26 protein-coding genes are annotated in these 22,425 nt (G+C 59.3%); 14 read left to right on the top strand and 12 right to left on the bottom strand.

Annotation, left to right across the window (positions count from 1 at the left end; genetic code table 11):
* Positions 1-32 precede the first annotated feature (32 nt).
* From AC3IUF_RS04665 to AC3IUF_RS04645, 5 genes are all read right to left on the bottom strand, one after another.
* Complete coding sequence (locus tag AC3IUF_RS04665; protein WP_095112658.1) at positions 33-944, bottom strand: SDR family oxidoreductase; 912 nt, start codon at positions 942-944, stop codon at positions 33-35.
* Between the two features lie 233 nt (positions 945-1,177).
* Positions 1,178-2,080 (bottom strand): alpha/beta fold hydrolase, encoded by a 903-nt coding sequence (locus AC3IUF_RS04660; RefSeq protein WP_095112659.1) that lies wholly within the window; start codon positions 2,078-2,080, stop codon positions 1,178-1,180.
* Positions 2,080-2,862 (bottom strand): class II aldolase/adducin family protein, encoded by a 783-nt coding sequence (locus tag AC3IUF_RS04655; RefSeq protein ID WP_007950070.1) that lies wholly within the window; start codon positions 2,860-2,862, stop codon positions 2,080-2,082. Before AC3IUF_RS04655 ends, AC3IUF_RS04660 begins: the two co-directional genes overlap by 1 nt.
* A 131-nt stretch (positions 2,863-2,993) precedes the next feature.
* The gene (locus tag AC3IUF_RS04650; protein ID WP_007914240.1) at positions 2,994-3,680 is read right to left on the bottom strand and encodes an LrgB family protein; all 687 of its coding nucleotides are present in this window, start codon (positions 3,678-3,680) and stop codon (positions 2,994-2,996) included.
* Positions 3,670-4,056, bottom strand: a complete 387-nt coding sequence (locus AC3IUF_RS04645) for a CidA/LrgA family protein (protein ID WP_007914242.1) — start codon at positions 4,054-4,056, stop codon at positions 3,670-3,672. Before AC3IUF_RS04645 ends, AC3IUF_RS04650 begins: the two co-directional genes overlap by 11 nt.
* A 95-nt stretch (positions 4,057-4,151) precedes the next feature.
* Here AC3IUF_RS04645 and AC3IUF_RS04640 point away from each other — a divergent pair, with 95 nt between their 5' ends.
* Entirely contained in the window at positions 4,152-5,039 is an 888-nt protein-coding gene (locus AC3IUF_RS04640) for a LysR family transcriptional regulator (protein WP_007914245.1), read from the top strand.
* Here the strand turns inward: AC3IUF_RS04640 and AC3IUF_RS04635 are convergent.
* A complete protein-coding gene (locus AC3IUF_RS04635) occupies positions 5,029-5,484 on the bottom strand; it encodes a flavodoxin (RefSeq protein ID WP_007914247.1) in 456 nt (151 codons plus the stop codon). The genes AC3IUF_RS04640 and AC3IUF_RS04635 overlap by 11 nt on opposite strands.
* Before the next feature lie 153 nt (positions 5,485-5,637).
* On the opposite strand from AC3IUF_RS04635, the gene AC3IUF_RS04630 reads away from it, so the two are divergent.
* Both AC3IUF_RS04630 and AC3IUF_RS04625 read left to right on the top strand, forming a co-directional pair.
* The gene (locus tag AC3IUF_RS04630; protein ID WP_123375743.1) at positions 5,638-6,114 is read left to right on the top strand and encodes a PAS domain-containing protein; all 477 of its coding nucleotides are present in this window, start codon (positions 5,638-5,640) and stop codon (positions 6,112-6,114) included.
* Between the two features lie 54 nt (positions 6,115-6,168).
* On the top strand, positions 6,169-6,774 hold the full coding sequence (locus tag AC3IUF_RS04625) for a hypothetical protein (RefSeq protein WP_007914250.1): 606 nt from the start codon (positions 6,169-6,171) through the stop codon (positions 6,772-6,774).
* A 3-nt stretch (positions 6,775-6,777) separates the two neighbouring features.
* On the opposite strand, the gene AC3IUF_RS04620 is transcribed toward AC3IUF_RS04625, so the two are convergent.
* Entirely contained in the window at positions 6,778-7,737 is a 960-nt protein-coding gene (locus tag AC3IUF_RS04620) for a MerR family transcriptional regulator (RefSeq protein WP_489280497.1), read from the bottom strand.
* A gap of 213 nt (positions 7,738-7,950) precedes the next feature.
* Here AC3IUF_RS04620 and AC3IUF_RS04615 point away from each other — a divergent pair, with 213 nt between their 5' ends.
* The 6 genes from AC3IUF_RS04615 to AC3IUF_RS04590 all read left to right on the top strand — a co-directional run bounded on the left by AC3IUF_RS04615 (position 7,951) and on the right by AC3IUF_RS04590 (position 11,011).
* The gene (locus tag AC3IUF_RS04615; RefSeq protein WP_007914254.1) at positions 7,951-8,517 is read left to right on the top strand and encodes an antibiotic biosynthesis monooxygenase; all 567 of its coding nucleotides are present in this window, start codon (positions 7,951-7,953) and stop codon (positions 8,515-8,517) included.
* A 133-nt stretch (positions 8,518-8,650) separates the two neighbouring features.
* Complete coding sequence (folM, locus tag AC3IUF_RS04610; protein ID WP_463542405.1) at positions 8,651-9,361, top strand: dihydromonapterin reductase; 711 nt, start codon at positions 8,651-8,653, stop codon at positions 9,359-9,361.
* A 21-nt stretch (positions 9,362-9,382) separates the two neighbouring features.
* Entirely contained in the window at positions 9,383-9,943 is a 561-nt protein-coding gene (gene folE, locus AC3IUF_RS04605; protein ID WP_007914261.1) for a GTP cyclohydrolase I FolE, read from the top strand.
* On the top strand, positions 9,944-10,315 hold the full coding sequence (gene folX / locus AC3IUF_RS04600; RefSeq protein WP_007914273.1) for a dihydroneopterin triphosphate 2'-epimerase: 372 nt from the start codon (positions 9,944-9,946) through the stop codon (positions 10,313-10,315). It begins immediately after the preceding gene.
* A 68-nt stretch (positions 10,316-10,383) separates the two neighbouring features.
* A complete protein-coding gene (locus tag AC3IUF_RS04595; RefSeq protein WP_007914276.1) occupies positions 10,384-10,680 on the top strand; it encodes a DUF1244 domain-containing protein in 297 nt (98 codons plus the stop codon).
* On the top strand, positions 10,673-11,011 hold the full coding sequence (locus AC3IUF_RS04590; protein ID WP_007914278.1) for a HopJ type III effector protein: 339 nt from the start codon (positions 10,673-10,675) through the stop codon (positions 11,009-11,011). The genes AC3IUF_RS04595 and AC3IUF_RS04590 overlap by 8 nt, the downstream gene beginning before the upstream one ends.
* Before the next feature lie 184 nt (positions 11,012-11,195).
* Here AC3IUF_RS04590 and trxB read toward each other — a convergent pair whose 3' ends face one another.
* Complete coding sequence (trxB, locus tag AC3IUF_RS04585; RefSeq protein WP_007912350.1) at positions 11,196-12,158, bottom strand: thioredoxin-disulfide reductase; 963 nt, start codon at positions 12,156-12,158, stop codon at positions 11,196-11,198.
* Positions 12,159-12,469: 311 nt separating this feature from the next.
* Between trxB and cysZ the strand changes: the two genes are divergently transcribed.
* Both cysZ and AC3IUF_RS04575 read left to right on the top strand, forming a co-directional pair.
* Positions 12,470-13,222 carry a sulfate transporter CysZ gene (cysZ, locus tag AC3IUF_RS04580; RefSeq protein WP_007912358.1) on the top strand — a complete coding sequence of 251 codons (753 nt, stop codon included), beginning with the start codon at positions 12,470-12,472 and terminating at the stop codon, positions 13,220-13,222.
* Positions 13,223-13,262: 40 nt separating this feature from the next.
* The gene (locus AC3IUF_RS04575) at positions 13,263-14,462 is read left to right on the top strand and encodes a glycosyltransferase family 4 protein (protein WP_489280494.1); all 1,200 of its coding nucleotides are present in this window, start codon (positions 13,263-13,265) and stop codon (positions 14,460-14,462) included.
* A gap of 135 nt (positions 14,463-14,597) precedes the next feature.
* On the opposite strand, the gene AC3IUF_RS04570 is transcribed toward AC3IUF_RS04575, so the two are convergent.
* From AC3IUF_RS04570 to AC3IUF_RS04560, 3 genes are all read right to left on the bottom strand, one after another.
* Positions 14,598-15,701 carry an NADH:flavin oxidoreductase gene (locus tag AC3IUF_RS04570; RefSeq protein WP_007912361.1) on the bottom strand — a complete coding sequence of 368 codons (1,104 nt, stop codon included), beginning with the start codon at positions 15,699-15,701 and terminating at the stop codon, positions 14,598-14,600.
* A gap of 195 nt (positions 15,702-15,896) precedes the next feature.
* Complete coding sequence (locus AC3IUF_RS04565) at positions 15,897-16,379, bottom strand: glutathione peroxidase (protein ID WP_007912363.1); 483 nt, start codon at positions 16,377-16,379, stop codon at positions 15,897-15,899.
* 123 nt (positions 16,380-16,502) lie between these two features.
* Entirely contained in the window at positions 16,503-16,988 is a 486-nt protein-coding gene (locus tag AC3IUF_RS04560) for an FKBP-type peptidyl-prolyl cis-trans isomerase (protein WP_007912368.1), read from the bottom strand.
* On the opposite strand from AC3IUF_RS04560, the gene AC3IUF_RS04555 reads away from it, so the two are divergent.
* The 3 genes from AC3IUF_RS04555 to yihG are packed head-to-tail and all read left to right on the top strand — an operon-like array spanning position 16,957 to position 20,346.
* The gene (locus tag AC3IUF_RS04555; RefSeq protein ID WP_081498742.1) at positions 16,957-17,283 is read left to right on the top strand and encodes a DUF3565 domain-containing protein; all 327 of its coding nucleotides are present in this window, start codon (positions 16,957-16,959) and stop codon (positions 17,281-17,283) included. The two genes, AC3IUF_RS04560 and AC3IUF_RS04555, sit on opposite strands and share 32 nt — an antisense overlap.
* Before the next feature lie 60 nt (positions 17,284-17,343).
* Complete coding sequence (gene pta / locus AC3IUF_RS04550) at positions 17,344-19,443, top strand: phosphate acetyltransferase (RefSeq protein ID WP_007912369.1); 2,100 nt, start codon at positions 17,344-17,346, stop codon at positions 19,441-19,443.
* Positions 19,444-20,346: a 1-acylglycerol-3-phosphate O-acyltransferase, YihG family gene (gene yihG / locus AC3IUF_RS04545; protein ID WP_489280492.1), complete on the top strand. Its 903-nt coding sequence runs from the start codon at positions 19,444-19,446 to the stop codon at positions 20,344-20,346. It abuts the gene before it with no gap.
* 179 nt (positions 20,347-20,525) lie between these two features.
* Here the strand turns inward: yihG and cysN are convergent, their stop codons facing one another.
* On the bottom strand, positions 20,526-22,424 hold the full coding sequence (cysN, locus tag AC3IUF_RS04540; RefSeq protein WP_095112669.1) for a sulfate adenylyltransferase subunit CysN: 1,899 nt from the start codon (positions 22,422-22,424) through the stop codon (positions 20,526-20,528).
* Between the last annotated feature and the right edge of the window lies 1 nt (position 22,425).

Below are 22,425 nucleotides of genomic sequence, written 5' to 3'. Positions count from 1 at the left end.
CATCACTTGCATTAGTCGGGTGGCTTAAGTACTTAAAGCGAATACTTCTGCAAATTCGCCATCATTTCCTTCAGCGCCTCAATGTTGTCCTTCGGATGCGCCGCCCCTTCGAAATCGCAAATCTGCTGCCAGTGCGCCGCGACATCTTCCGGCGAGAAGCCTACGCGCGGATCAAAACCGGCACCGAGGCTGCGTTCCCAACGCACCTTGCCCATCCAGCCGCCCCCGACCTCGAACAGCCCTGACGTTTCCTGACATTGCTCACTGGCCAGATACACCACCAGCGGGCTGACCAGTTCCGGTTTCAATTGCTCGAACACTTGCGGCGGGATCAGGCCTTCAGTCATACGCGTGCCGCCGGTTGGGGCGATGGCGTTGACGAGGATGTTGTTTTTACGGCCTTCGATGGCCAGGGTGCGGGTCAGGCCGTAAAGGCCGAGTTTGGCCATGCCGTAGTTGGACTGACCGAAGTTGCCGTAGATGCCTGAGGTCGAGGCGGTGAAGATCACCCGGCCGTAGTTTTGCTCGCGCAGGTGCGGCCAGGCGGCGCGGGTGACTTTGTAGGCGCCTTCGACGTGGACGCGGTAAACCAGATCCCAGTCGGCGTCGTCCATTTTGTGGAAGGTCTTGTCGCGCAGGATTCCGGCGTTGTTGACGACGACATCGACCCGGCCGAAGACGTCGAGGGCGTTTTGTACCAGTTTGTCGCCGTCGGTGACCGAGTCGTGGTTGGCTTCGGCGATACCGCCAGCCCCACGAATTTCCGCAACCACGCGATCAGCGGCGGAGGCATTGGCGCCTTCGCCCTGAGTCGAGCCGCCAAGATCATTGACCAGCACTTTGGCGCCCTGTTTGGCAAACAACAATGCGTGGGCGCGTCCGAGGCCGCCACCGGCTCCGGTGACGATGACGACTTTATCTTCGAAACGCACAGACTCATTCATCGCAGCAACTCCAGCAGGCCAGTATTGATCCTGAGTGTCAGGCACAGGGCTTTGGGTCACAACGAACACGGCTGAGGCTGAATGGTGCGCGATAAGGTTGGGGGATGATGAGGGTGTCAAAGAAACAAAAGATCAAAAGATCAAAAGATCAAAAGATCAAAAGATCGCAGCCTTCGGCAGCTCCTACATTGGATTTGTGTAGGAGCTGCCGAAGGCTGCGATCTTTTGATCTGTCAGGAGCAGGCCACTTTGCGCGGCGGCAGCACAAAACGATCGCGAAACGCCAGATAGTGCTTGAGCACCTGCACCGGCGCCTCGGTCTGGGGATAGTGACCGATCCCCGGCAACAGCACCGTGTCCGCGTCCGGGATCAACTCGCGATAGCGCTCGACCATGTGCGCCCCGGAAATCGGATCGACTTCGCCATCGATCACCCGCAGGGGGATTTCGCCACGCTGCATCGCGCTCACCCAACGATCACGCTGCACCCGGCGCTCGGGAATGTAGCTGATCAATTTGTGCATGATCCGTGGCCCGCGATTGCTGTCGACCAGGCTCCAGAAATCGTCCAGCTCGCTTTCGCTCGGACGCGTTTGCGGACCGAAGATCTGCCGGAAGCTTTTCACCAGAGCATCGCGTGTAAACGCGCGGCCAATCATCCAGCCCAGTGGACTGAGCAGCAGTTTTTGCATCAGCACCGGGCGATGGGTTTCCGGAAACAATCCGCCGTTGAGAAACACGCAACTGGCGATCTCGATCTTGTCTTCGTAGTGTCGGGCAAGCAGTTCTTGCGCAACGCTGTCACCGTAATCATGCGCCAGCACATGCACCGGTTGTTCGACCTGTAAATGCGCGAGCAAGGCCTGTTGCAGGTCAGCCTGTTCCAGCAGGCTGTAGGTGTGATTGAGCGGTTTGGCCGAATCGCCAAAACCGAGCATGTCGCAGGCAATCACCCGATAACGCTGGGCCAGTGGCTGCCACAGGTAGTGCCAATCCCAACTGGCAGTCGGAAAGCCGTGGATCAGCAACAGCGGCTCACCCTGCCCCGCCGCCCAGTAACGAATCGGCTGACCACGAAAGACAAACGTCTGGCTGCGTTTACGCCAGACACACAGAGGAATCTCGGCAAGAGGCATTAGAGTTTATATCCGGGGTCTTGTTTATCGAGTTTGCGCAGCAACGCCGGCCAGGCCAGCGCGCCACCCATGCCTTGAGCACTTTTGGTGACGCCAGCGATCATCGCTTTGGCGCCTGCCAGAATCTGCGGTTCGATAGCGATGAGTTCCGCGCCACCGGTTTGCGCCATGACCTGAATGTCGCACGCGCGCTGGAAGGTAAACATCATCAGAAAGGTATCGGCGATGGTGCCGCCACAGGTCAGCAGACCGTGGTTGTGCAGCATCAGGAAATTGTTCTCGCCCAGATCCGCCTGAAGGCGCGCCTTCTCTTCATGGTTCAGCGCCACGCCTTCATAGGCGTGATACGCCAGGCTCGACAGCACGAACAGCGACTGCTGGCTAATTGGCAACACGCCCTGCTTTTGCGCCGACACCGCGACACCTGAGGCGGTGTGCGTATGCAGCACGCAAACCACATCGTGCCGCACTTCGTGCACGGCGCTGTGGATGGTGTAGCCGGCGGGGTTGATCTCGTAAGGGCTGTCCATGAGTTTGTTGCCGGCCTGATCGACTTTCACCAGGCTCGACGCGGTGATCTCATGGAACATCAGACCGAACGGGTTGATCAGGAAATCTTCGGTGCCCGGCACCTTGGCGGAAATATGCGTGAAGATCAGATCGTCCCAGCCATGGGCGGCGACCAGACGATAACAAGCGGCGAGATCGACTCGGGTCTGCCATTCCGCAGCACTGACCTGGTCTTTGACATTAAGGGACGATTGGACGGGGGCTACGCTCACTGTATGCACCTCTGCGTTCTTATTGTTCTGCACGTGTCAGCAGTCTAGTCAGGCGCAGAGCATCGCGTAGTTGCATTGGCAGCCAGCTTGATGACTGAGCGGGTCAGCCAGGCAAACTCCTTGGATCCATGTCAAAGCAACGACGCCAACAAAGGCGCGGCAAACAGATTGAGCAATCCGGTCAGCACCATCACCAGCCCGGCGACAGAACCTTCTTCGCCGCCGACTTCATGGGCCCGGCTGACCCCGGCACCGTGCGCGCCAACCCCGAACAACGCACCACGGGCCAAAGCACTGCGCAACGGCAACCACTTCAACAACACGCCGCCGAGCATCGCGCCAAACACCCCGGTGAACATTACAAAAACCGCCGTCAACTCCGGCACGCCCCCCAGGTTCTGTGCCAGCGGCATGGCGAACGGTGTGGTGATCGAACGTGGCACCAGCGACATCGTCACCGAACTGTCGAGCGCCAGCGCCCTTGCCAGCCCGAACGAGGTGCCGATCGAGGCAGCACTGCCGGCAACCATGCCCAACAGCAGTGCTGACCAGTGCCGCATCAGCAAGCGCCGTTGCTGCCAGATCGGCACGGCGAAAGCCACGGTGACCGGGCCCAGCACCAGCATCAGCCAGTGGGTATTGCTGGAGTATTCGGCATAAGCCGTGTGCAACGGCACCGCGAGCGCCAGCAGTAACGCCGGCACCAGAATCAGTGGCGACAAAACGTAGCGCCCGGTGCGCCGATACAACCAGCGGCTGAACAGGTACGCCAACAGGGTGAAGGCCAGCCAGAACATCGGCATCCATTCAAGCTTCATGGGACCGCCTCATGCGCACGGCAAGCTCGACTGTGAAAGCCGTTACCAGCATCACCATCAAGGTGCTGGCGGCAATCACCAACAAGATCCGCCAGCCGTCATTGCGCAACAGCGCGCCGTAGTCGAGCAGACTCATCAGCGCCGGAATGAAAAACAACAACATCTCGGCCATCAGCAAGCCCGCGCCCAATTGCAGCGCCGCCGGTTTCACCCAGCCAAAGGCAAATGCCAGCAGCAACAGCGCCATGCCGACTACGCCACCGGGAATCGGCCACGCCAGCCAGGCCGCCACTTGGCAACCGAGCAGGTAAAGGCCGAGCAATACCGCGAGTTCGGCGAGAAGACGAGACAGATGTTTGAGGGTGACGACGTTCATGATTTTGCTCCTGACAGGGGCATATTTTACGAAGCGCGCTGCCATCCCAGAAGCGAATTGTTAGACTTAATACCATTCCAAAATGGAATCAGGCTATGGAACTCAAACAGCTGCGCAGCTTTGTCGAAGTCATGCATCAGGGCGGCTTCACCCAAGCCGCAAAAACCCTGCACATCAGCCAGTCAGCGGTGAGCAAACAAATCGCGCAACTGGAACAGAGCCTCGGCACGCCATTGCTCGAACGGCTCGGTTCGCAACTGCGCCTGACCGCCGCGGGCGGCGTGGTGCTGCAACGGGCCGAGAGCATGCTGCGCTTGCGCAATGAATTGCTCGCAGAACTGGATGATCTGAGTCATCTGGTGCGTGGAGAACTGCGCCTCGGACTGCCACTGCTGGGCAGTGACGCGCTGTTCGCCGGGCTGTTTGCCGAATACCGACGACGCTATCCGAATATCAACATTCAGTTGCTTGAGGGGGGCAGCCGCAATGTTGAACAAGCGGTGCTCAGCGGTGAACTGGAGTTGGGCGGCAGCCTGTTACCAAAGGATCCGCAATTCGACTGTCAGCCGTTCTGTGATGAGCCTCTCGACGCCCTGCTGCCGGCAGATCATCCGCTGGCAGGTCGGGGTGAGATCGGCCTGGAAGAATTGGCCGAGACGCCATTCCTGCTCTATCAACGCAGCTTCGTGCTCAACGACCGCTTGCTGCAGGCATGCCAGCAATTGGGCTTCACGCCGAAGGAAGGCGGACGCAGCGGTCAGGCGGATTTTCTTGCGGCGCTGGTGGCCGCCGGGCAAGGCGTGGTGCTGTTGCCCAGCGTGGTTGCACGCGGCCTGGTGCGGCCAGGCGTGGTGCGTCTGACCTTGCGAGCGCCGGATTATCTGCGTTGGGATATCGCGTTTATCTGGCGTCGCGGTGCGTATCTGTCGAAAGCCGCACAGGCGTGGCTGAGCCTGCTGCGCGAGCGGGCGATCAACCCTTGAGCGTGTCGATCAACTGCGCCAGCCAAGGCTCGGCGTCGGTTTCCGGGGTGACGCTTTCGCTGGCGTCGATGCGCAGCATTTCTTGCACTTCACGCACACCCAGTTCGCCGAACAGCTCTCGCATTTGCTCGCCACCGCCGCAGAAGGTGTCGCCGTAACTGGCGTCGCCCAAGGCAATCACTGCGCCCGGCAAACCGCGCCATGCGGCTGGCAACTGGTCGCGAATCGCCGAATACAGCGGTTGCAGGTTGTCGGGCAATTCGCCCATGCCGGTGGTTGAGGTCACCGCGAGTAACGCTTCGGGGCCAAACGCCTGAAGGTCGGCGAGGCTGGCGCGCGAGTTGTAGAAGGTTTCAAAGCCAGCGTCTTTCAACAGGTTCTGGGCGTGGCGGGCGACTTCTTCGGCGGTGCCGTAGACCGAACCGGAGAGGATGGCGACTTTCATCAATCTGATCCTGAAACTGAAAAAAAGAGCGGCGATAGTAACAGCCTCCAATGCAAAGCTGCGACTGGATCTCAATTGGCGGTAATGGCCAGTAGACAGCGCCTACGGTTCTTCTAGAATGCGAGCCACTGACAACTCTGAAAGGATTCAAAGATGATCAACGCAAGCTTGTTGCAAATGGTGATCAACGCGTCGAACGACGGCATCGTGGTCGCTGAAAAAGAAGGTGAGCAGGACAACATCCTGATTTATGTAAATCCGGCCTTTGAACGTCTGACCGGCTACACCAGCGAAGAAATCCTCTACCAGGATTGCCGCTTCCTGCAGTCCGGGGACCGCGACCAAGAGAGCCTGGAACTGATTCGCGACACGTTGCGCGGCGGCGGATCGTGCCGGGAAATCCTGCGCAACTATCGCAAGGACGGCACGCCGTTCTGGAATGAACTGTCGCTTTCCACAGTAAAAAACGCCGATGACGGGCAGACTTATTTCGTTGGCGTGCAGAAGGACGTCACTGTTCAGGTCAAGGCTCAGCAACGCGTGGTGCAGCTGGAAGCGCAAGTCGCCGCACTCGAAGCCGAACTGGCTACGGTGAAAGCGACAAACGGTCAAAACAAAATCGCGAACTAAGTGTCATTAACTACAATCACCAATGACTTTGTAACTATATCTTTTGAGTTAGCCATGCAGCGCGACGCCCTCCTCACTCAGGATGAGCTGGATTTCATCCAGACCATGCAGCACAACCCGCAACTGAACGTGCGGGATGCGACGTCGAGTCTGCTGGTTAACGGCGGTTCACAGATCCGCGATTTGCTCACGCGCCTGGCCGCGCACGAGCAAGTGACCATTCAGGCCAACTTCGAAAACCAGCAGATGACCTTCCCGTTGCACCTGGTGGAAGATGAGTTTCACGCACTGCATCTGCGCCTCGGCGTGCCGAGTATTTACGAAGACGGCCCGATGGTACGGCCATGGCGCTTGACGCTCGAAGAGCCGGTAGCCCTGGAAAACGCCAAAGGTCAGCCAGGAATGTTGTGGGTACACGAGGTTTCGCACAAAGGTGTGCTGCTGGAAGTGCGCAACAAGACCAAACCGCCCAAGCATTTCGCGTTGTGGTTCAGCCCTTCGGGTTACGAGCGGATTTCATTGCGCGGTAATTTCGAACGAGAAACCGAAAGCGGGTTCTACGCCTACGAGTTGAGCCAGACCGATACCGACGAAACCGAACGTCTGCGCCAGTTCATCCTGCAGCAACATCGCTTGACGCATCCTGCCCTTCACACCTGAGTTTCAGGTATCCAGATTGCCGGCCAGAAACTGCAGCATGCGTTGACGCATGTTTGCGCCTTCATTGCCCAGACAGGCAACAGAGGATCCGGCCAGGCTGTCCTGCGCCAGATCCGAAGCGTCGCCCGCCAGCATCAACTGACAATCGAGTCTCAATGCCAACCGGTTCAAACGTCGAGGCAATTCGGTGCTGGGCGCGTGATTGGAAAACAGGACGAGTGCATCAGGTTTGATCTTTTCGCACACCAACGTCAGCTCATCGAATGGCTGACCTGTCGTCAGCACGCGAACACCGGAATTGCTATCGCTGAGAAACAGCGCCGCCACCAGCAATTCCAGCTCTCGACATTGCCCGGCCAGCGCGCTGACGATCACACGACGCGGTTGAGTGCCACGCAGCATTACGATCCGTTGCAACACCCGCGCCCGCAGGAACCCGTCGAAGAACAGCCACTCGCTGGTCTGCCCGAAAGCGTCTTGGCGCTGCAGCAATTGCAGCCACAGCGGCATGAGGATGTCCTGAAACACCACCGGCAATGAGTATGAAGAGAAAATCTGACCATAGACGCGGTCCAGTTGCTGGTCGTCGAACGCACTCACCGCCTGCTGGATCTGCTCCTGCCATTGCAGGTAATCGGCTTGCACCAAATCATCGGGGATGATGTGCGCCAGCACTTTCTTCGGTTCGGTTTTAGCCAGGATCTTGCCGACTTTACTCACGGCAACACCACGATCAATCCAGTCAACGATGCCGCGCACGCGCTCGATATCGGTCATCGAGTAGAGCCGGTGCCCACTTTCGGTGCGTGTCGGCTGAATCAAACCATAGCGTCGCTCCCAGGCGCGCAAGGTCACCGGGTTGACACCGGTGAGGCGCGCAACCTCGCGGATCGGGAACAGATCGGCGCGCTCGAGCGCAACAGATGCCTCCAAAGCAGGGCTTGCGTCGGTGATCACAGGCATATGGCGCTCAACTTCCATGTCGGTTCAATTGGATCCCATTCTAACGCTTATGTCCCATTGGGTTTCAAGTGATGAAATGCGACGAAAGTCGCTGGTTTATTCGCGAAAAAACGGAATAATCCTTGCTTGCTGAAAAACGCAGGCCTCTACCCCGGTCCTGCGTCAGGCGAAATTCCTACCCGGAGTGACGCACTCGAAATACGGAGATACAAAATGTCTACTTCCCCCGTCACGCTGATGGTTGCCCGTCGCGTCGCCGACGGCCGTTATCAGGATTTGATCGCCTGGCTGCGCGAAGGCGAACAACTGGCCACTGATTTCCCCGGTTACCTGGGCTCTGGCGTGCTCGCTCCCCCCCCCGGCGACAACGAATTCCAGATCATTTTCCGCTTTGCCGACGAACACACGCTGCATGCGTGGGAACATTCGGCGTCCCGCACCGCGTGGTTGAGCCGTGGCAGCGATCTGTTTGCCCACCCGAAAGAGCATCGGGTCAGCGGTATCGAAGGCTGGTTCGGCGCGGCCGGTCAGCGTCCACCGCGCTGGAAGCAGGCCGTCGCGATCTGGCTGGCGTTCTTTCCAGTGTCACTGCTGTTCAACTTTGTCCTCGGCCCGTTGCTTGCCGACATGAGTTTGTTGCCGCGCGTGCTGATCAGCACGGCGTGCCTGACGCCACTGATGGTTTACTTCTTTATTCCATTGTCGACCCGCTTGCTGGCGAACTGGCTGAACAGCACGCCGGTGCGACTGCCTGTTTCGGCAGCACCTCAGAAACATTAAAGATCGCAGCCTCGTTGCACTCGACAGCTCCTACAGGACTGAATACAGACCAGAGTAGGAGCTGCCGAAGGCTGCGATCTTTTCAGGCTCGTCGCTGTTATAGTTTTTGCTCCAGCCGCGACGCGAGCCGTTCATGACCCTTTCTTCCGCTCCGATCCTCATCACCGGTGCCGGCCAGCGTGTCGGCCTGCATTGCGCGCAGCGGTTACTCGAAGACGGCCATCGCGTCATCTTCACCTACCGCAGCGAACGCCCCGGCGTGCAAACGCTGCGTGATCTGGGCGCCATCGGCCTGTTCGCCGACTTTTCCAGCGAGGCCGGGATTCTCGCCTTTATCGAAGCACTGAAAACCCACACCGAGAGCCTGCGCGCCATCGTGCACAACGCTTCCGAATGGCTGGCCGAAACTCCGGGCAGCGAGGCCGAAGCCTTCACGCGCATGTTCAATCTGCACATGCTCGCACCGTATCTGATCAACCTGCACTGTGGCGAATTGCTGCAACGCTCGACGCCCGCCGACATCATCCACATCAGCGACGATGTCACCCGCAAAGGCAGCAGCAAGCACATCGGCTATTGCGCGACCAAGACCGGGCTCGACAGCCTGACCCTGTCCTTCGCCGCCCGCTATGCGCCGGCCATCAAGGTCAACGGCATCGCGCCAGCCCTGCTATTGTTCAATCCCGACGACGACGCGGCGTACCGCGCCAAGGCCCTGGCAAAATCCGCGCTGGGCATCGAGCCCGGCAGCGAAGTGATCTATCAGAGCCTGCGCTATCTGCTCGACAACCCTTATGTCACTGGTACGACCCTGACCGTCAACGGCGGAAGGCACGTCAAATAACACCTGCCTGCGAGGCTGCCCATGAGCCGCTCACTGCCCGAGAACTACCGCGAAATCCTCATCGGCCTCGGTGAAGATCCCGACCGCGAAGGACTGCTCGATACGCCAGTGCGCGCGGCCAAGGCCATGCAATACCTGTGTCACGGTTACGAACAGAGCGTCGATGAGATTGTTAACGGCGCGCTGTTTGCCTCGGACAGTGACGAAATGATCATCGTCGCCGACATCGAGTTGTACTCGTTGTGCGAACATCACCTGTTGCCCTTCATCGGCAAGGCCCATGTGGCTTATATTCCGACAGGCAAGGTGCTGGGCCTGTCGAAAATCGCGCGACTGGTGGACATGTTCGCCCGGCGCCTGCAGATTCAGGAAAACCTCACCCGGCAAATTGCCGATGCGGTGCAACAGGTCACCGATGCTGCCGGCGTCGCCGTCGTCATTGAGGCCAGACACATGTGCATGATGATGCGCGGTGTCGAAAAACAGAATTCGACCATGAACACCTCGGTCATGCTCGGCGCGTTCCGCGAGTCGAGCAACACCCGCCAGGAGTTCCTGCAATTGATTGGACGGAGCAAGTAAATGCCACAACTTCAGCCGGGAATGGCGCGCATCCGGGTCAAGGATCTGCGCTTGCGCACCTTTATCGGGATCAACGAGGACGAAATCCTCAACAAGCAGGATGTGCTGATCAACCTGACCATTCTGTATGCCGCGCAGGAAGCGGTGCGTGACAACGACATTGATCACGCACTGAATTACCGCACGATCACCAAAGCGATCATCGCCCACGTCGAGGGCAATCGCTTTGCGCTGCTTGAACGCCTGACTCAGGAATTGCTCGATCTGGTGATGAGCAACGGTTCGGTGCTGTACGCCGAAGTCGAAGTCGACAAGCCCCATGCGTTGCGATTTGCCGAGTCGGTTTCGATCACACTCGCCGCCAGCCGCTGAGTGCGTCTGGCGCATTGGCCGTCAGACTTTTATCATCCGCGCCACGAATTGACTGCACAGAGCCCATCATGACCGAGCAACAACGCCTCGAACTCGAAGCCGCCGCCTTCCGCCGGCTGGTCGCCCACCTGGACAGCCGCAAGGACGTACAGAACATCGACCTGATGAACCTCGCCGGGTTCTGCCGCAACTGCCTGTCGAAGTGGTACAAGGCCGAAGCCGACGAGCGCCAGATCGAGGTCAGCCTCGACGATGCTCGCGAAGTGGTTTACGGCATGCCATACGCCGAGTGGAAAGCCCAATATCAGCAAGAAGCCAACGCCGACCAGCAAGCGGCGTTCGCCAAAGGAAAAACCCATGAGTGATCTGAACACCCTGCGCACCAGCCTCAAAAGCGGCGAACACGCTTTCGCCGACACCCTGGCGTTCATCGCCGCCGGTTACGATTATCAGCCGCAAGCCTTCAACAACGGTGGTGTGGAAAACGCCGCCGGACAGAACGAAGGTTCGTGCAAGACTTTGGGTCTGGCGTTGCTGGAAGGTCTGAGCGATGAAGAAGCGCTGTTGGCGTTCGGCGAGCATTATCGCTCGGTAGTGGCGACGCCTGAGGGCAGTGATCACGGCAATATTCGCGCGTTGATCAAACACGGTCTGGCCGGCGTCAAATTCACCGCACAGCCCCTGACTCGCCGCTGATTCCAGCTGCAACGCCCCCCCCTGTAGGAGTGAGCCTGCTCGCGATAGCGGTGTATCAGTCGACTCATATGTTGACCGGTACACCGCTATCGCGAGCAGGCTCACTCCTACAATGAATTGCGTTGGAGCAGGAGTAACGGGCACAAAAAAACCGGCCGAAGCCGGTTTTTTTATGCCTGCGATCTTAGAACGAAGCGTTCTGCAGACCGTCCAGGTAACGCTCGGTGTCCAGTGCCGCCATGCAGCCAGCGCCGGCCGAGGTGATCGCCTGACGGTAAACGTGGTCAGCCACGTCACCGGCGGCGAAGATGCCTTCGACGCTGGTCGCAGTCGCATTGCCTTCACGGCCGCCGTGCACCACCAGATAACCGTCTTTGAGGGTCAACTGGCCTTCGAACAGCGAAGTGTTCGGAGTGTGGCCGATGGCAATGAACACGCCGTCAACGGTGATTTCATCGAAACTGCCGTCGTTGTTCTTCAGACGCGCACCGGTCACGCCCATGTTGTCGCCCAGGACTTCGTCGAGGTTGGCGTTCAACTTGAGGATGATCTTGCCTTCGGCGACGCGAGCGTTGAGCTTGTCGATCAGGATTTTCTCGGCGCGGAAGGTTTCGCGACGGTGGATCAGGGTTACGGTGCTGGCGATATTGGCCAGGTACAGTGCCTCTTCAACAGCGGTGTTGCCGCCGCCGACCACTGCAACAGGCTTGTTGCGGTAGAAGAAACCGTCGCAGGTCGCGCAGGCCGAAACGCCTTTGCCCATGAACGCTTCTTCCGAAGGCAGGCCCAGGTAACGCGCGCTGGCGCCGGTGGCGATGATCAGGGCGTCGCAGGTGTAGGTCGCGCTGTCGCCGGTCAGAGTGTAAGGCTTGGCAGCGAAGTCGACGGCGTTGATGTGATCGAAAACGATCTCGGTTTCAAAACGCTCGGCGTGCTCGCGCATGCGTTCCATCAGGGCTGGACCGGTCAGACCGTGGACATCGCCCGGCCAGTTGTCGACTTCGGTGGTGGTGGTCAGTTGACCGCCAGCCTGCATGCCGGTGATCAGCAGTGGCTTGAGGTTGGCACGGGCCGCGTATACCGCAGCGCTGTAACCGGCAGGGCCGGAACCGAGAATAATCACTCGCGAATGACGGACTTCAGACATGACCTGCTCCTGTTGACCGGGCCGAAAAACGGGCACGGATCGCCGGACTGCCGGCGGGAATAAAAAAGGACCGTGGAAAACCTTGGGGAAGGCTTGAGCTCGACAGTCCTGTAAAAAGTTGGGTGCAGCGTATCGAGGGGGGCAAGATTAAGGAAATACGGTTTAACAATCCAGCTCATAGGTGGTCTCTATGCCGACACACTGACGAGATGGACGTCTTTGTTACAGTGAATGTCGATCGCTCTGCCGCGCTTTCACAGGCGTTGCAAAGTCGGTAAGGTCGGCGCGTTTTCCCTTGCTCGGAGCACCTTATGCCCGCCCCTGTTCTGTCCGGCCCGCAATACCTGCGCGAAGGCCTTAAACTGGTCTTGAGCCCAGGCTTGCGCCTGTTCGTGTTATTGCCGCTGGCGATCAATCTGGTGCTGTTCGTCGGATTGATCTATCTGGCCGGCCACCAGTTCAGCCTGTGGGTCGATACGCTGATGCCATCGCTGCCCGAATGGCTGAGCTTTCTAAGCTACATCCTCTGGCCCTTGTTCGTGGTGCTGGTGGCGTTGATGGTGTTTTTCACCTTCACGATGCTGGCCAACGTGATCGCCGCACCGTTCAACGGCTTTCTTGCGGAAAAAGTCGAAGTGGTGGTGCGTGGCACCGATGATTTCCCGGCGTTCAGCTGGGGTGAACTGATTGCGATGGTCCCGCGCACCCTCGCCCGGGAAATGCGCAAGCTCGGCTACTTTCTGCCCCGCGCCATCGGTCTCTTCATCCTGTCGTTCATCCCGGTGGTAAACATCATCGCCGCACCGCTGTGGTTGTTGTTCGGCGTGTGGATGATGGCGATCCAGTACATCGACTACCCGGCGGACAACCACAAACTGGGCTGGAACGAGATGCTCGCCTGGCTGCGGCAGAAGCGCTGGCAGAGCATGAGTTTTGGCGGGATCGTCTATCTGGTGCTGCTGATTCCGGTGGTCAACATTCTGATGATGCCGGCGGCGGTGGCCGGGGCGACGTTGTTTTGGGTGCGTGAACGCGGTGCTGAGAATCTCGTCACTCAACGCTGAGCACGTCACAAATCCATCATCCGAACGTCACAAGCACGACATGGCCTCAGTCGACACTGAGGCCATGACGACAGCTCTACACATCACCCTGATCAGCGAAACCTTTCCACCGGAAATCAACGGGGTGGCCAATACTCTTGGCCGCTTGTGCGATGGGCTGCGCGCGCGCGGCCACCAAGTGGAACTGGTGCGCCCGCGTCAGGCCGGCGATCCGCAGCGCAGTGAAGACGACGCGTTGCTGTTGTGCCGTGGCTGGCCGTTGCCGGGATATCCGGGGCTGCAATGGGGGCAATCGTCGATGCACAAACTGCTGCGCCGCTGGAAACGTCAGCGTCCCGATGTGCTGTACATCGCCACGGAAGGCCCACTCGGCTTATCGGCCCTGCGTGCGGCGCGGCGTTTGGGCATTTCGGTGGTCAGCGGGTTTCACACCAACTTTCAGCAATACACCAGTCAGTACGGCCTCGGACTGCTGACGCGAATGCTGACGCATTATTTGCGCTGGTTTCACAATCGCTCGGCCATGACTCTGGTGCCGAGCGTCAGCCAGCGACTGGAACTGGAGCGACGCCATTTCGAGCGCTTGGCGCTGTTGTCGCGCGGTGTCGACAGCCAGCTATTTCATCCAAGCAAACGGCTGAATGCCTTGCGTGAGCAATGGGGCCTGTCCGAGCAGGACATTGCGGTGATTCACGTAGGACGACTCGCGCCGGAGAAGAACCTTGGCCTGCTCAAACGCGGCTTCGAAAAACTGCGGGACACTTATCCACAGCGCAATCTGAAACTGATCGTGGTCGGCGACGGGCCGCAACGGCTAGCGCTGGAAAAGGATTTGCCCGAGGCGATTTTCTGCGGCTCACAGCGTGGTGAAGCGTTGGCGGCGCACTACGCGTCCGGCGATATATTTCTGTTTCCCAGCCTGACCGAAACCTTCGGCAATGTCGTGCTGGAGGCACTGGCCTCGGGACTTGGTGTGGTGGCTTACGATCAAGCTGCAGCGGCGCAGCATATTCGCCATGGTTACAACGGCGTGCTGGCGATGCCCGGTGATGAACAGGCGTTCTGCGAGGCGGCGGCGTGGTTGCTGGAAGAGGATGAGGCGTTGCGCTGCGTGCGTTTGAATGCGCGGCAGCATGCGAGTCGTCAGGGATGGCCGGCGGTTATCGAGCAGTTTGAAAAGCATTTGCGCGGGGCTTGTGTGGGGGAGCAGGTTGTCCCGAATGCGCAGACATTGCCTTGAATTATTGTTGCGTTTGAAACCGCCATCGCTGGCAAGCCAGCTCCCACAGGGATTTCCAGTGACCACAGGTCGTGTGAACCCCCATGAAACCTGTGGGAGCTGGCTTGCCAGCGATAGCGTCAGTAAGGGCGCTGGTTAAACCAGCGTCATCAACGCCTCACGGCTGAACGGCAAAATATCCTGTTCACGCCCTTCGCGGACTTTTTGCGCCCAATCCGGATCGACCAACAGCGCGCGCCCAACCGCCACCAGATCGAATTCCTCTTTGTTCAAACGCTCCAGCAGGTTCTCCAGACTGGCCGGTTGCGCGACCTTGTCGGTGTTGACCATGAACTGCAGGAACTCGCCATCGAGACCGACGCTACCGACGGTGATGGTCGGCTTGCCGGTGAGCTTGCGGGTCCAGCCTGCCAGGTTCAGCTCGGAACCATCGAACTCCGGCTCCCAGAAACGCCGCGTCGAGCAGTGGAAAATATCCACACCGGCGTCGGACAACGGCTTGAGGAATTCGCCCAGTGCTTCTGGGGTTTGCACCAGACGCGCGGTGTAATCCTGCTGCTTCCACTGCGAGAAACGGAAGATGATCGGGAAACCTTCGCCAACGGCCGCACGCACCGCTTGAATCAGTTCGATGGCGAAACGCGAGCGGTTAGCCAGGCTGCCGCCGTATTCGTCGCTGCGCTGGTTGCTGCCTTCCCAGAAGAACTGGTCGATCAGATAACCGTGGGCGCCGTGGATTTCCACGCCGTCCATGCCGATGCTTTGTGCGTCTTTGGCCGCCTGGGCGAAGGCTGCGATCACGTCCTGGATGTCTTGCTTGGTCATGCCGTGCACCACGACCTGACCGTCCTTGAGTTTTTCCGACGGGCCGTAAGCCGGCACGCTGGCGTCCGGCTCGGTGCCGATGCGGCGTACGCTGCCCACATGCCACAGCTGCGGAACAATCTTGCCGCCTTCAGCGTGAACGGCGTCGACGACTTTCTTCCAGCCGGCCAATGGCGCATCACCAAAGAACTGCGGCACGTTCGGGTAACCGTTGGAGGCGATGTGGCCGACGGTGGTGCCTTCAGTGATGATCAGGCCGACACCGGCCGCCGCGCGACGACGGTAGTACTCGATGACTTTCGAATTAGGCACGCCGCCCGGGGAGAAGGAGCGAGTCATCGGCGCCATGACCACGCGGGTCGGCAGTTCGAGGGCACCGAGGTGGAACGGTTTGAACAAGGCTTGAACGGGCATCGATGGGCTCCACAGAGAAGGCTTTATGACGGCGATAATATGGAGACGTGAACCCTTTGAACAGCACTATTGATTTGGGTGATTAAGGATTAAAAGACGCAAAGCAAAAGATCGCAGCCTTCGGCAGCTCCTACATGGGGTTTTAAGGTCACCTGCAGGAGCTGCCGAAGGCTGCGATCTTTTGATCTTGCTGTTTCAGCTCAGCGCTTTTTCAATCGCATGCACAATGGTCGGATCATCCGGCGCCGTACGCGGCGAGAACCGCGCCAACACCCGGCCGTCCTTGCCGAGCAAAAACTTTTCGAAATTCCAGGTAATGTCACCGGGAAACTCCGCGCCCTCGCCCGCCAACAGACGGTAGAGCTGATGACGCTCGTGGCCGTTGACTTCGAGCTTGCTCGACAACGGAAACGTCACGCCATAGTTAAGGCTGCAGAAGTCCTGAATTTCTTTTTCAGAACCGGGTTCCTGACCGGCAAACTGGTTGCACGGCAGGCCCAGCACACTGAAGCCTTTGCCTTTGAATTGCTGATGGAGGTTTTCCAGCGCCGCGTACTGTGGGGTCAAGCCGCACTTGGAGGCGACGTTGACCACCAGCACGACTTGGCCCTTGAACGGCGCCAGCGGTAGCTCCTGGCCATCCAGGGCTGTCAACTTAAGGTCGTGAAAAGCACTCATGACGAACTCCAGGATTCCCATGTTCTACTCGAAACAGCCACTTGGCGAGGCCACCAAGGACAGCCGCGGACTAAAAAGGCGCCCGCAGGCGCCTCTCCAGTACTCGAAGCTTAGCGCAGAAAATCAGTGGTGATGGCCACCTTCGCCATGGACGTGGCCATGAGCGATTTCTTCCTGGCTGGCATCACGAATGTCAACGATCTTCACTTTGAAGTTCAGGCGCTGACCGGCCAGTGGGTGGTTACCGTCGACAGTCACGTCGTCGCCGTCGAGGTCACGGATGGTGACGATTTGCATCTGGCCGTCCGGCGCCGAAGCGTGAAACTGCATGCCGACTTCCAGTTCGTCAACGCCTTCGAACATGCTGCGGCTCAGGGTGCTGACCAGCTCAGCAGCGTATTCACCGTAAGCGTCTTCCGGCTCAACGGAAACTTCCAGCTCGTCACCAACAGCTTTGCCTTCCAGCGCTTTTTCCAAGCCTGGAATGATGTTACCTGCGCCTTGCAGGTAGACCAGCGGAGCGCCGCCGGCGGAGCTGTCGATGACCTCACCAGCGTCGTTGGTCAGGGTATAGTCGATGGAGACAGCCTTATTGGCGGCGATCAGCATGGGGCGAGACCTTTTGCATAAGAATATAGAAAGGCCAAGTTTAGCGAAGCAAACGCGCGAAAGCGAACACAACCCGGACAAACGGGTTTCGACGATCGCAGGCTTCCATCAAGACGAAGAAGGCCATTGGGTGGCCGAGCTTTCCTGTGGCCACACCCAACACCTGCGCCATCAGCCGCCCTGGCAATCACGTGCCTGGGTGCTCGACCCGGCGCAACGTATTGAAAAAATAGGCCAACCCTTTGCCTGCGGTTGGTGCGCACAAGGCTCGGTTAGCGATAACCTTGGCGACTGAATTTCGGCAGATTGTCAGTAAAAGATGATCGCCATTGCCATGCACCCTTAGAGAATTCGCATGCAAACTTTTTTTATCGCGCCCACCGATTTTGGCGTGGGTCTGACCTCCATCAGCCTCGGGCTGGTGCGTACGCTGGAGCGAGCGGGCCTGAAAGTCGGCTTCTTCAAACCGATTGCGCAGCCGCACCCCGGCGACACCGGCCCTGAACGTTCCACCGAACTGGTGGCGCGCACACATGGCCTGAAACCACCGCAGCCGCTGGGCCTGGCCCACGTCGAGCGGATGCTTGGCGACGGTCAGCTCGATGAGTTGCTCGAAGAAATCATCACCCTGTATCAGCAAGCCGCCATCGGCAAAGACGTGCTGGTCGTCGAAGGCATGGTGCCGACCCGCAGCGCCAGCTACGCCGCGCGAGTCAACCTGCACCTGGCCAAGAGCCTCGATGCCGAGGTGATTCTGGTTTCGGCGCCGGAAAACGAAGTACTTGCCGAGCTGTCCGGTCGCGTCGAGTTGCAGGCGCAATTGTTCGGTGGGCCGAAAGACCCGAAAGTCCTCGGCGTGATCCTCAACAAGGTCAAGACCGACGAGAGCATGGACGCCTTCGCCACGCGTCTGAAAGAGCATTCGCCGTTGCTGCGCAGCGGTGATTTCCGTCTGCTTGGCTGCATTCCGTTCCAGCCTGAACTCAACGCACCACGCACCCGTGACGTCGCCGACCTGATGGGCGCGCAAGTGCTCAATGCCGGTGACTACGAAACCCGGCGCATGACCAAAATCATCATTTGCGCACGGACCATGCGCAACACCGTCGAGCTGCTCAAGCCCGGCGTGCTGGTGGTGACACCGGGTGATCGCGACGACATCATCCTCGCCGTCAGCCTGGCGGCGATCAACGGCGTGCCGCTGGCCGGTCTGCTGCTGACCAGCGACACCTTGCCTGATCCACGCATCATGGACTTGTGCCAAGGCGCGTTGCAGGCCGGTTTGCCGGTGTTGTCGGTGAGCACCGGCTCTTACGATACCGCCAACCTGCTCAACGGCCTGAACAAGGAAATCCCCATCGACGACCGCGAGCGTGCGGAAATCATCACTGATTTTGTCGCCAGCCATCTCGACGCCAAGTGGCTGCACCAGCGTTGCGGCACGCCACGGGAAATGCGCCTGTCGCCCGCCGTATTCCGCTATCAGTTGATTCAGCGCGCGCAGGCGGCGAACAAGCGCATCGTCCTGCCCGAAGGCAGCGAGCCGTTCACCGTGCAAGCGGCGGCGATCTGTCAGGAACGCGGGATTGCCCGTTGCGTGTTGCTGGCCAAACCTGCAGACGTCGAAGCGGTCGCTCGCGCCCAAGGCATCGTGCTGCCGCCGGGGCTGGAGATTCTCGATCCGGATTTGATCCGCGAGCGCTACGTCGAGCCGATGGTCGCCCTGCGCAAAACCAAAAGCCTCAATGCACCAATGGCCGAGCAGCAGCTGGAAGACACCGTGGTGATCGGCACCATGATGCTTGCACTGGATGAAGTCGACGGCCTGGTATCGGGCGTGATCAACACCACCGCCAATACCATCCGCCCGGCCCTGCAGTTGATCAAGACCGCCCCGGGCTGCACGCTGGTGTCGTCGGTGTTCTTCATGCTCTTCCCGGAGGAAGTGCTGGTTTACGGTGACTGCGTGATGAATCCGCACCCGAGCGCCAGCGAACTGGCCGAGATCGCCCTGCAAAGCGCTGACTCGGCGGCGGCATTCGGCATCACTCCGCGTGTGGCGATGATCAGCTACTCCAGCGGCGAATCGGCCACCGGCGAAGAAGTCGAGAAAGTCCGCGAAGCCACCCTGCTCGCCCACGAACAACAGCATTCGCTGCTGATCGACGGCCCGCTGCAATACGACGCTGCTGCCAACGCCGACGTGGCCCGGCAACTGGCGCCGAACAGTCAGGTGGCCGGCCGCGCCACGGTGTTTGTGTTCCCCGATCTGAACACCGGCAACACCACGCACAAAGCCGTGCAACGCAGCGCCGATTGCGTCAGCCTCGGGCCGATGCTGCAAGGCCTGCGCAAACCAGTGAATGACTTGCCGCGCGGCGCGCAGGTCGATGACATCGTCTACACCATCGCCCTCACCGCGATTCAAGCCGCCAACCGACCTATGGATGTGTAAATGCTGGATTTTCTACCTGCACCGTTGCGCGGCGTGATTGCCTCGCTGCTGTTGGCACTTAATACGATTCTGCTGTGCTCGTTTCTGTTCTGCGTGGCGCTGATCAAAGTGTTGCCGTTCGATTTCGCCCGGCGAGCTTCGCTCTGGCTGATGAGCCATACCCATGAAGCGTGGATCAGCAACAACAAGGGCTGGATGAACCTGGTGCGCCGCACGCGCTGGCACATCAGCGGTTTGCAAGGCCTCGACTATCAACACTCATATCTGATCACCAGCAACCACCAGAGCTGGGTCGATATTCTGGTGCTGCAATACGTGCTCAACCGCCGTATTCAGCCGCTGAAATTCTTCCTCAAACAGGAACTGATCTGGGTACCGGTGATCGGTCTGGCCTGGTGGGCGCTGGGCTTTCCGTTCATGAAACGCTACTCCAAGGCGTACCTGGCCAAGCACCCGGAGAAGAAAGGCAAAGACCTGGAAACCACCCGTAAGACTTGCGCGAAGTTTCGTAATAACCCGGTGGGAATTTTCAACTTCGTCGAAGGTACGCGGTTCACTGAAGGCAAGCATGCGCAGCAGCAGTCGCCGTTCCAATACCTGCTCAAGCCCAAGGCTGGCGGAATTGCGTTTGTGCTGGATGCGATGGGTGAACAGCTGGAGTCGATCGTCAACGTGACCATCCACTACCCGGCCGGGCGTCCCGGGTTCTGGGACCTGCTGTGCGGCAATGTGCGCGATGTAGTGGTGCACTTTGAAGAGCTGAAGATTCCGCAGCAGTTCATTGGCAAGAATTACGATCAGGACGGCGAATATCGATTGCAGTTTCAGGGCTGGATCAATCAGCTGTGGCTGGACAAGGATGCGCTGCTGGAACAGATGCACCGCGAATATCCAGCGAATTAAAGATCAAAAGATCGCAGCCTTCGGCAGCTCCTACAGGGTGTACGCCGATCCAATGTAGGAGCTGCCGAAGGCTGCGATCTTTTGACACTCTCAAAGCGACAAAAAAGCCCGCCGATGATCACTCATCGGCGGGCTTTTTCTTGCAGCTTGAAGCTAGAAGCCAGTCGCTGCTTCAGTGCTTAGATCGCGCCACGCTTGCGCAGCAGATCCAGCACTTGCTTGACGCTCTCTTCCACACTCAGCGTCTGCGTGTCGATCACCAGATCGGCATTCAGCGGTACGTCGTACGGGAAGGATTCGCCCGGGATGTTGTCGCCAGCGGCGGCATACAGACCTTGCGGATCACGCTCGGCGCACACGGCCGGCGAGGCCTGTACGTAGACCGTCAGCAGACGATCCTTGCCGATCAGATCCTTGGCTTGCTCACGCCCTTCAGCGCTTGGCGCGACGAACGAGGCCAAGGTCAGCAGACCCGCTTCGTTGAACTGACGCGCGACGTGCGCGGCACGACGCCAATTCTCGGTGCGACCGGCGCGATCCTGTGGCAGGCCTTTGTTCAGGTCCTGACGCAGGTTCTGGCCATCCAGCACAAACACCGCACGGCCCATGTCGAACAGCTTGCGCTCGACCGCGTAAGCCAGCGTGCTCTTGCCCGCGCCCGACAGGCCGCTGAACAGCACAGTGGCCGGTTGCTGACCGAAGCGCTGAGCGCGTTCTTCAGTGGCAACATGCGCCAGTTTGCCGTGATGGGTGGCGGTACCGTGGGTCACTGGCTGCGCGACGATCATGCCGGCGCCAACGGTACCGTTGGTCAAACGGTCGATGATGATGAACGCGCCGGTGGTGCGGTTGCTTTCGTAACCGTCGAGGGCGATCGGCGCGTCGAGCGCGATCTTCACCTTGCCGATTTCGTTGAGCTGCAATGCGCTCGCCGGGCCTTCTTCGAGGGTGTTGACGTCGACCTTGTTGACGATGCTGGCGATCGAGCCCGGCACGTAACTGGTGGCGCGTTTGATGTCGTATTTCTTGCCAGGCAGCATCGGCTCTTCAGCCATCCACACCAGCATCGCTTCGAAGCTGTCGGTGACCGGCGGCACGTTGTCGGCATGCACCAGCAGGTCGCCACGGGAGATGTCGATTTCGTCTTCCATGGTCAACGTTACCGCCTGACCTGGACCTGCGTGCTCCAGCTCACCTTCGAAGGTAACGATGGATTTCACGCGGCTACTCTTGCCCGACGGCAGCACCACGACTTCGTCGCCCTTGTGCACGATGCCGCTGGCCAGGGTGCCGGCGAAACCACGGAAGTTCAGGTTCGGGCGGTTGACGTACTGCACCGGGAAACGCAGATCGGTGAAGTTGCGGTCGCCCGCGACTTCCACGGTCTCGAGGATTTCCATCAGCGACTGGCCGGTGTACCACGGCGAGCGCTCGGACTTGTTCACCACGTTGTCGCCCTTGAGGGCAGACATCGGCACGAAGTGCATGCTGGTCGGCTTCATCTTCAAGCCTTCGGCGAACTTCAGGTAGTCAGCCTTGATCGACTCGAACACGCCTTCATCGAAGTCCTTCAAGTCCATCTTGTTGATGGCGACGACGATGTGTTTGATCCCCAGCAGGGAGGCGATGAAGCTGTGGCGACGGGTCTGGGTCTGCACGCCGTAACGCGCGTCGACCAAAATGATCGCCAGGTCACAGGTGGAGGCACCGGTGGCCATGTTGCGGGTGTACTGCTCATGGCCGGGCGTGTCGGCGATGATGAATTTGCGTTTGGCGGTGGAGAAATAGCGGTAGGCGACATCGATAGTGATGCCCTGCTCACGCTCGGCCTGCAGGCCGTCAACCAGCAACGCCAGGTCGATGTCATCACCGGTGGTGCCGACTTTCTTCGAATCGCGGGTAATCGCTTCGAGGTGATCTTCGTAGATCATCTTCGAGTCGTGCAGCAGGCGCCCGATCAGGGTGCTCTTGCCGTCATCGACGTTACCGCAGGTCAAAAAGCGCAGCAGTTCCTTACGTTCGTGCTGGCCCAGGTAGGCGAGGATGTCCTCGCTGATCAAATCAGATACGTGCGACATG

The sequence above is a fragment of the Pseudomonas sp. KH_040 genome (assembly GCF_057839305.1).
The sequence above is the reverse complement of the archived record's forward strand: the minus strand, read 5'-3'. Positions and strand labels throughout refer to the sequence as shown.

Excerpts from the sequence above, each read along its gene's own strand:
- AC3IUF_RS04665 (WP_095112658.1), bottom strand. The coding sequence starts at position 944 with ATGAATGAGTCTGTGCGTTTCGAAGATAAAGTCGTCATCGTCACCGGA.
- AC3IUF_RS04660 (WP_095112659.1), bottom strand. The coding sequence starts at position 2,080 with ATGCCTCTTGCCGAGATTCCTCTGTGTGTCTGGCGTAAACGCAGCCAG.
- AC3IUF_RS04650 (WP_007914240.1), bottom strand. The coding sequence starts at position 3,680 with ATGAAGCTTGAATGGATGCCGATGTTCTGGCTGGCCTTCACCCTGTTG.
- AC3IUF_RS04645 (WP_007914242.1), bottom strand. The coding sequence starts at position 4,056 with ATGAACGTCGTCACCCTCAAACATCTGTCTCGTCTTCTCGCCGAACTC.
- AC3IUF_RS04640 (WP_007914245.1), top strand. The coding sequence starts at position 4,152 with ATGGAACTCAAACAGCTGCGCAGCTTTGTCGAAGTCATGCATCAGGGC.
- AC3IUF_RS04635 (WP_007914247.1), bottom strand. The coding sequence starts at position 5,484 with ATGAAAGTCGCCATCCTCTCCGGTTCGGTCTACGGCACCGCCGAAGAA.
- AC3IUF_RS04630 (WP_123375743.1), top strand. The coding sequence starts at position 5,638 with ATGATCAACGCAAGCTTGTTGCAAATGGTGATCAACGCGTCGAACGAC.
- AC3IUF_RS04625 (WP_007914250.1), top strand. The coding sequence starts at position 6,169 with ATGCAGCGCGACGCCCTCCTCACTCAGGATGAGCTGGATTTCATCCAG.
- AC3IUF_RS04620 (WP_489280497.1), bottom strand. The coding sequence starts at position 7,737 with ATGCCTGTGATCACCGACGCAAGCCCTGCTTTGGAGGCATCTGTTGCG.
- AC3IUF_RS04615 (WP_007914254.1), top strand. The coding sequence starts at position 7,951 with ATGTCTACTTCCCCCGTCACGCTGATGGTTGCCCGTCGCGTCGCCGAC.
- folM (WP_463542405.1), top strand. The coding sequence starts at position 8,651 with ATGACCCTTTCTTCCGCTCCGATCCTCATCACCGGTGCCGGCCAGCGT.
- folE (WP_007914261.1), top strand. The coding sequence starts at position 9,383 with ATGAGCCGCTCACTGCCCGAGAACTACCGCGAAATCCTCATCGGCCTC.
- folX (WP_007914273.1), top strand. The coding sequence starts at position 9,944 with ATGCCACAACTTCAGCCGGGAATGGCGCGCATCCGGGTCAAGGATCTG.
- AC3IUF_RS04595 (WP_007914276.1), top strand. The coding sequence starts at position 10,384 with ATGACCGAGCAACAACGCCTCGAACTCGAAGCCGCCGCCTTCCGCCGG.
- AC3IUF_RS04590 (WP_007914278.1), top strand. The coding sequence starts at position 10,673 with ATGAGTGATCTGAACACCCTGCGCACCAGCCTCAAAAGCGGCGAACAC.
- trxB (WP_007912350.1), bottom strand. The coding sequence starts at position 12,158 with ATGTCTGAAGTCCGTCATTCGCGAGTGATTATTCTCGGTTCCGGCCCT.
- cysZ (WP_007912358.1), top strand. The coding sequence starts at position 12,470 with ATGCCCGCCCCTGTTCTGTCCGGCCCGCAATACCTGCGCGAAGGCCTT.
- AC3IUF_RS04575 (WP_489280494.1), top strand. The coding sequence starts at position 13,263 with ATGGCCTCAGTCGACACTGAGGCCATGACGACAGCTCTACACATCACC.
- AC3IUF_RS04570 (WP_007912361.1), bottom strand. The coding sequence starts at position 15,701 with ATGCCCGTTCAAGCCTTGTTCAAACCGTTCCACCTCGGTGCCCTCGAA.
- AC3IUF_RS04565 (WP_007912363.1), bottom strand. The coding sequence starts at position 16,379 with ATGAGTGCTTTTCACGACCTTAAGTTGACAGCCCTGGATGGCCAGGAG.
- AC3IUF_RS04555 (WP_081498742.1), top strand. The coding sequence starts at position 16,957 with ATGGAGACAGCCTTATTGGCGGCGATCAGCATGGGGCGAGACCTTTTG.
- AC3IUF_RS04560 (WP_007912368.1), bottom strand. The coding sequence starts at position 16,988 with ATGCTGATCGCCGCCAATAAGGCTGTCTCCATCGACTATACCCTGACC.
- pta (WP_007912369.1), top strand. The coding sequence starts at position 17,344 with ATGCAAACTTTTTTTATCGCGCCCACCGATTTTGGCGTGGGTCTGACC.
- yihG (WP_489280492.1), top strand. The coding sequence starts at position 19,444 with ATGCTGGATTTTCTACCTGCACCGTTGCGCGGCGTGATTGCCTCGCTG.
- cysN (WP_095112669.1), bottom strand. The coding sequence starts at position 22,424 with ATGTCGCACGTATCTGATTTGATCAGCGAGGACATCCTCGCCTACCTG.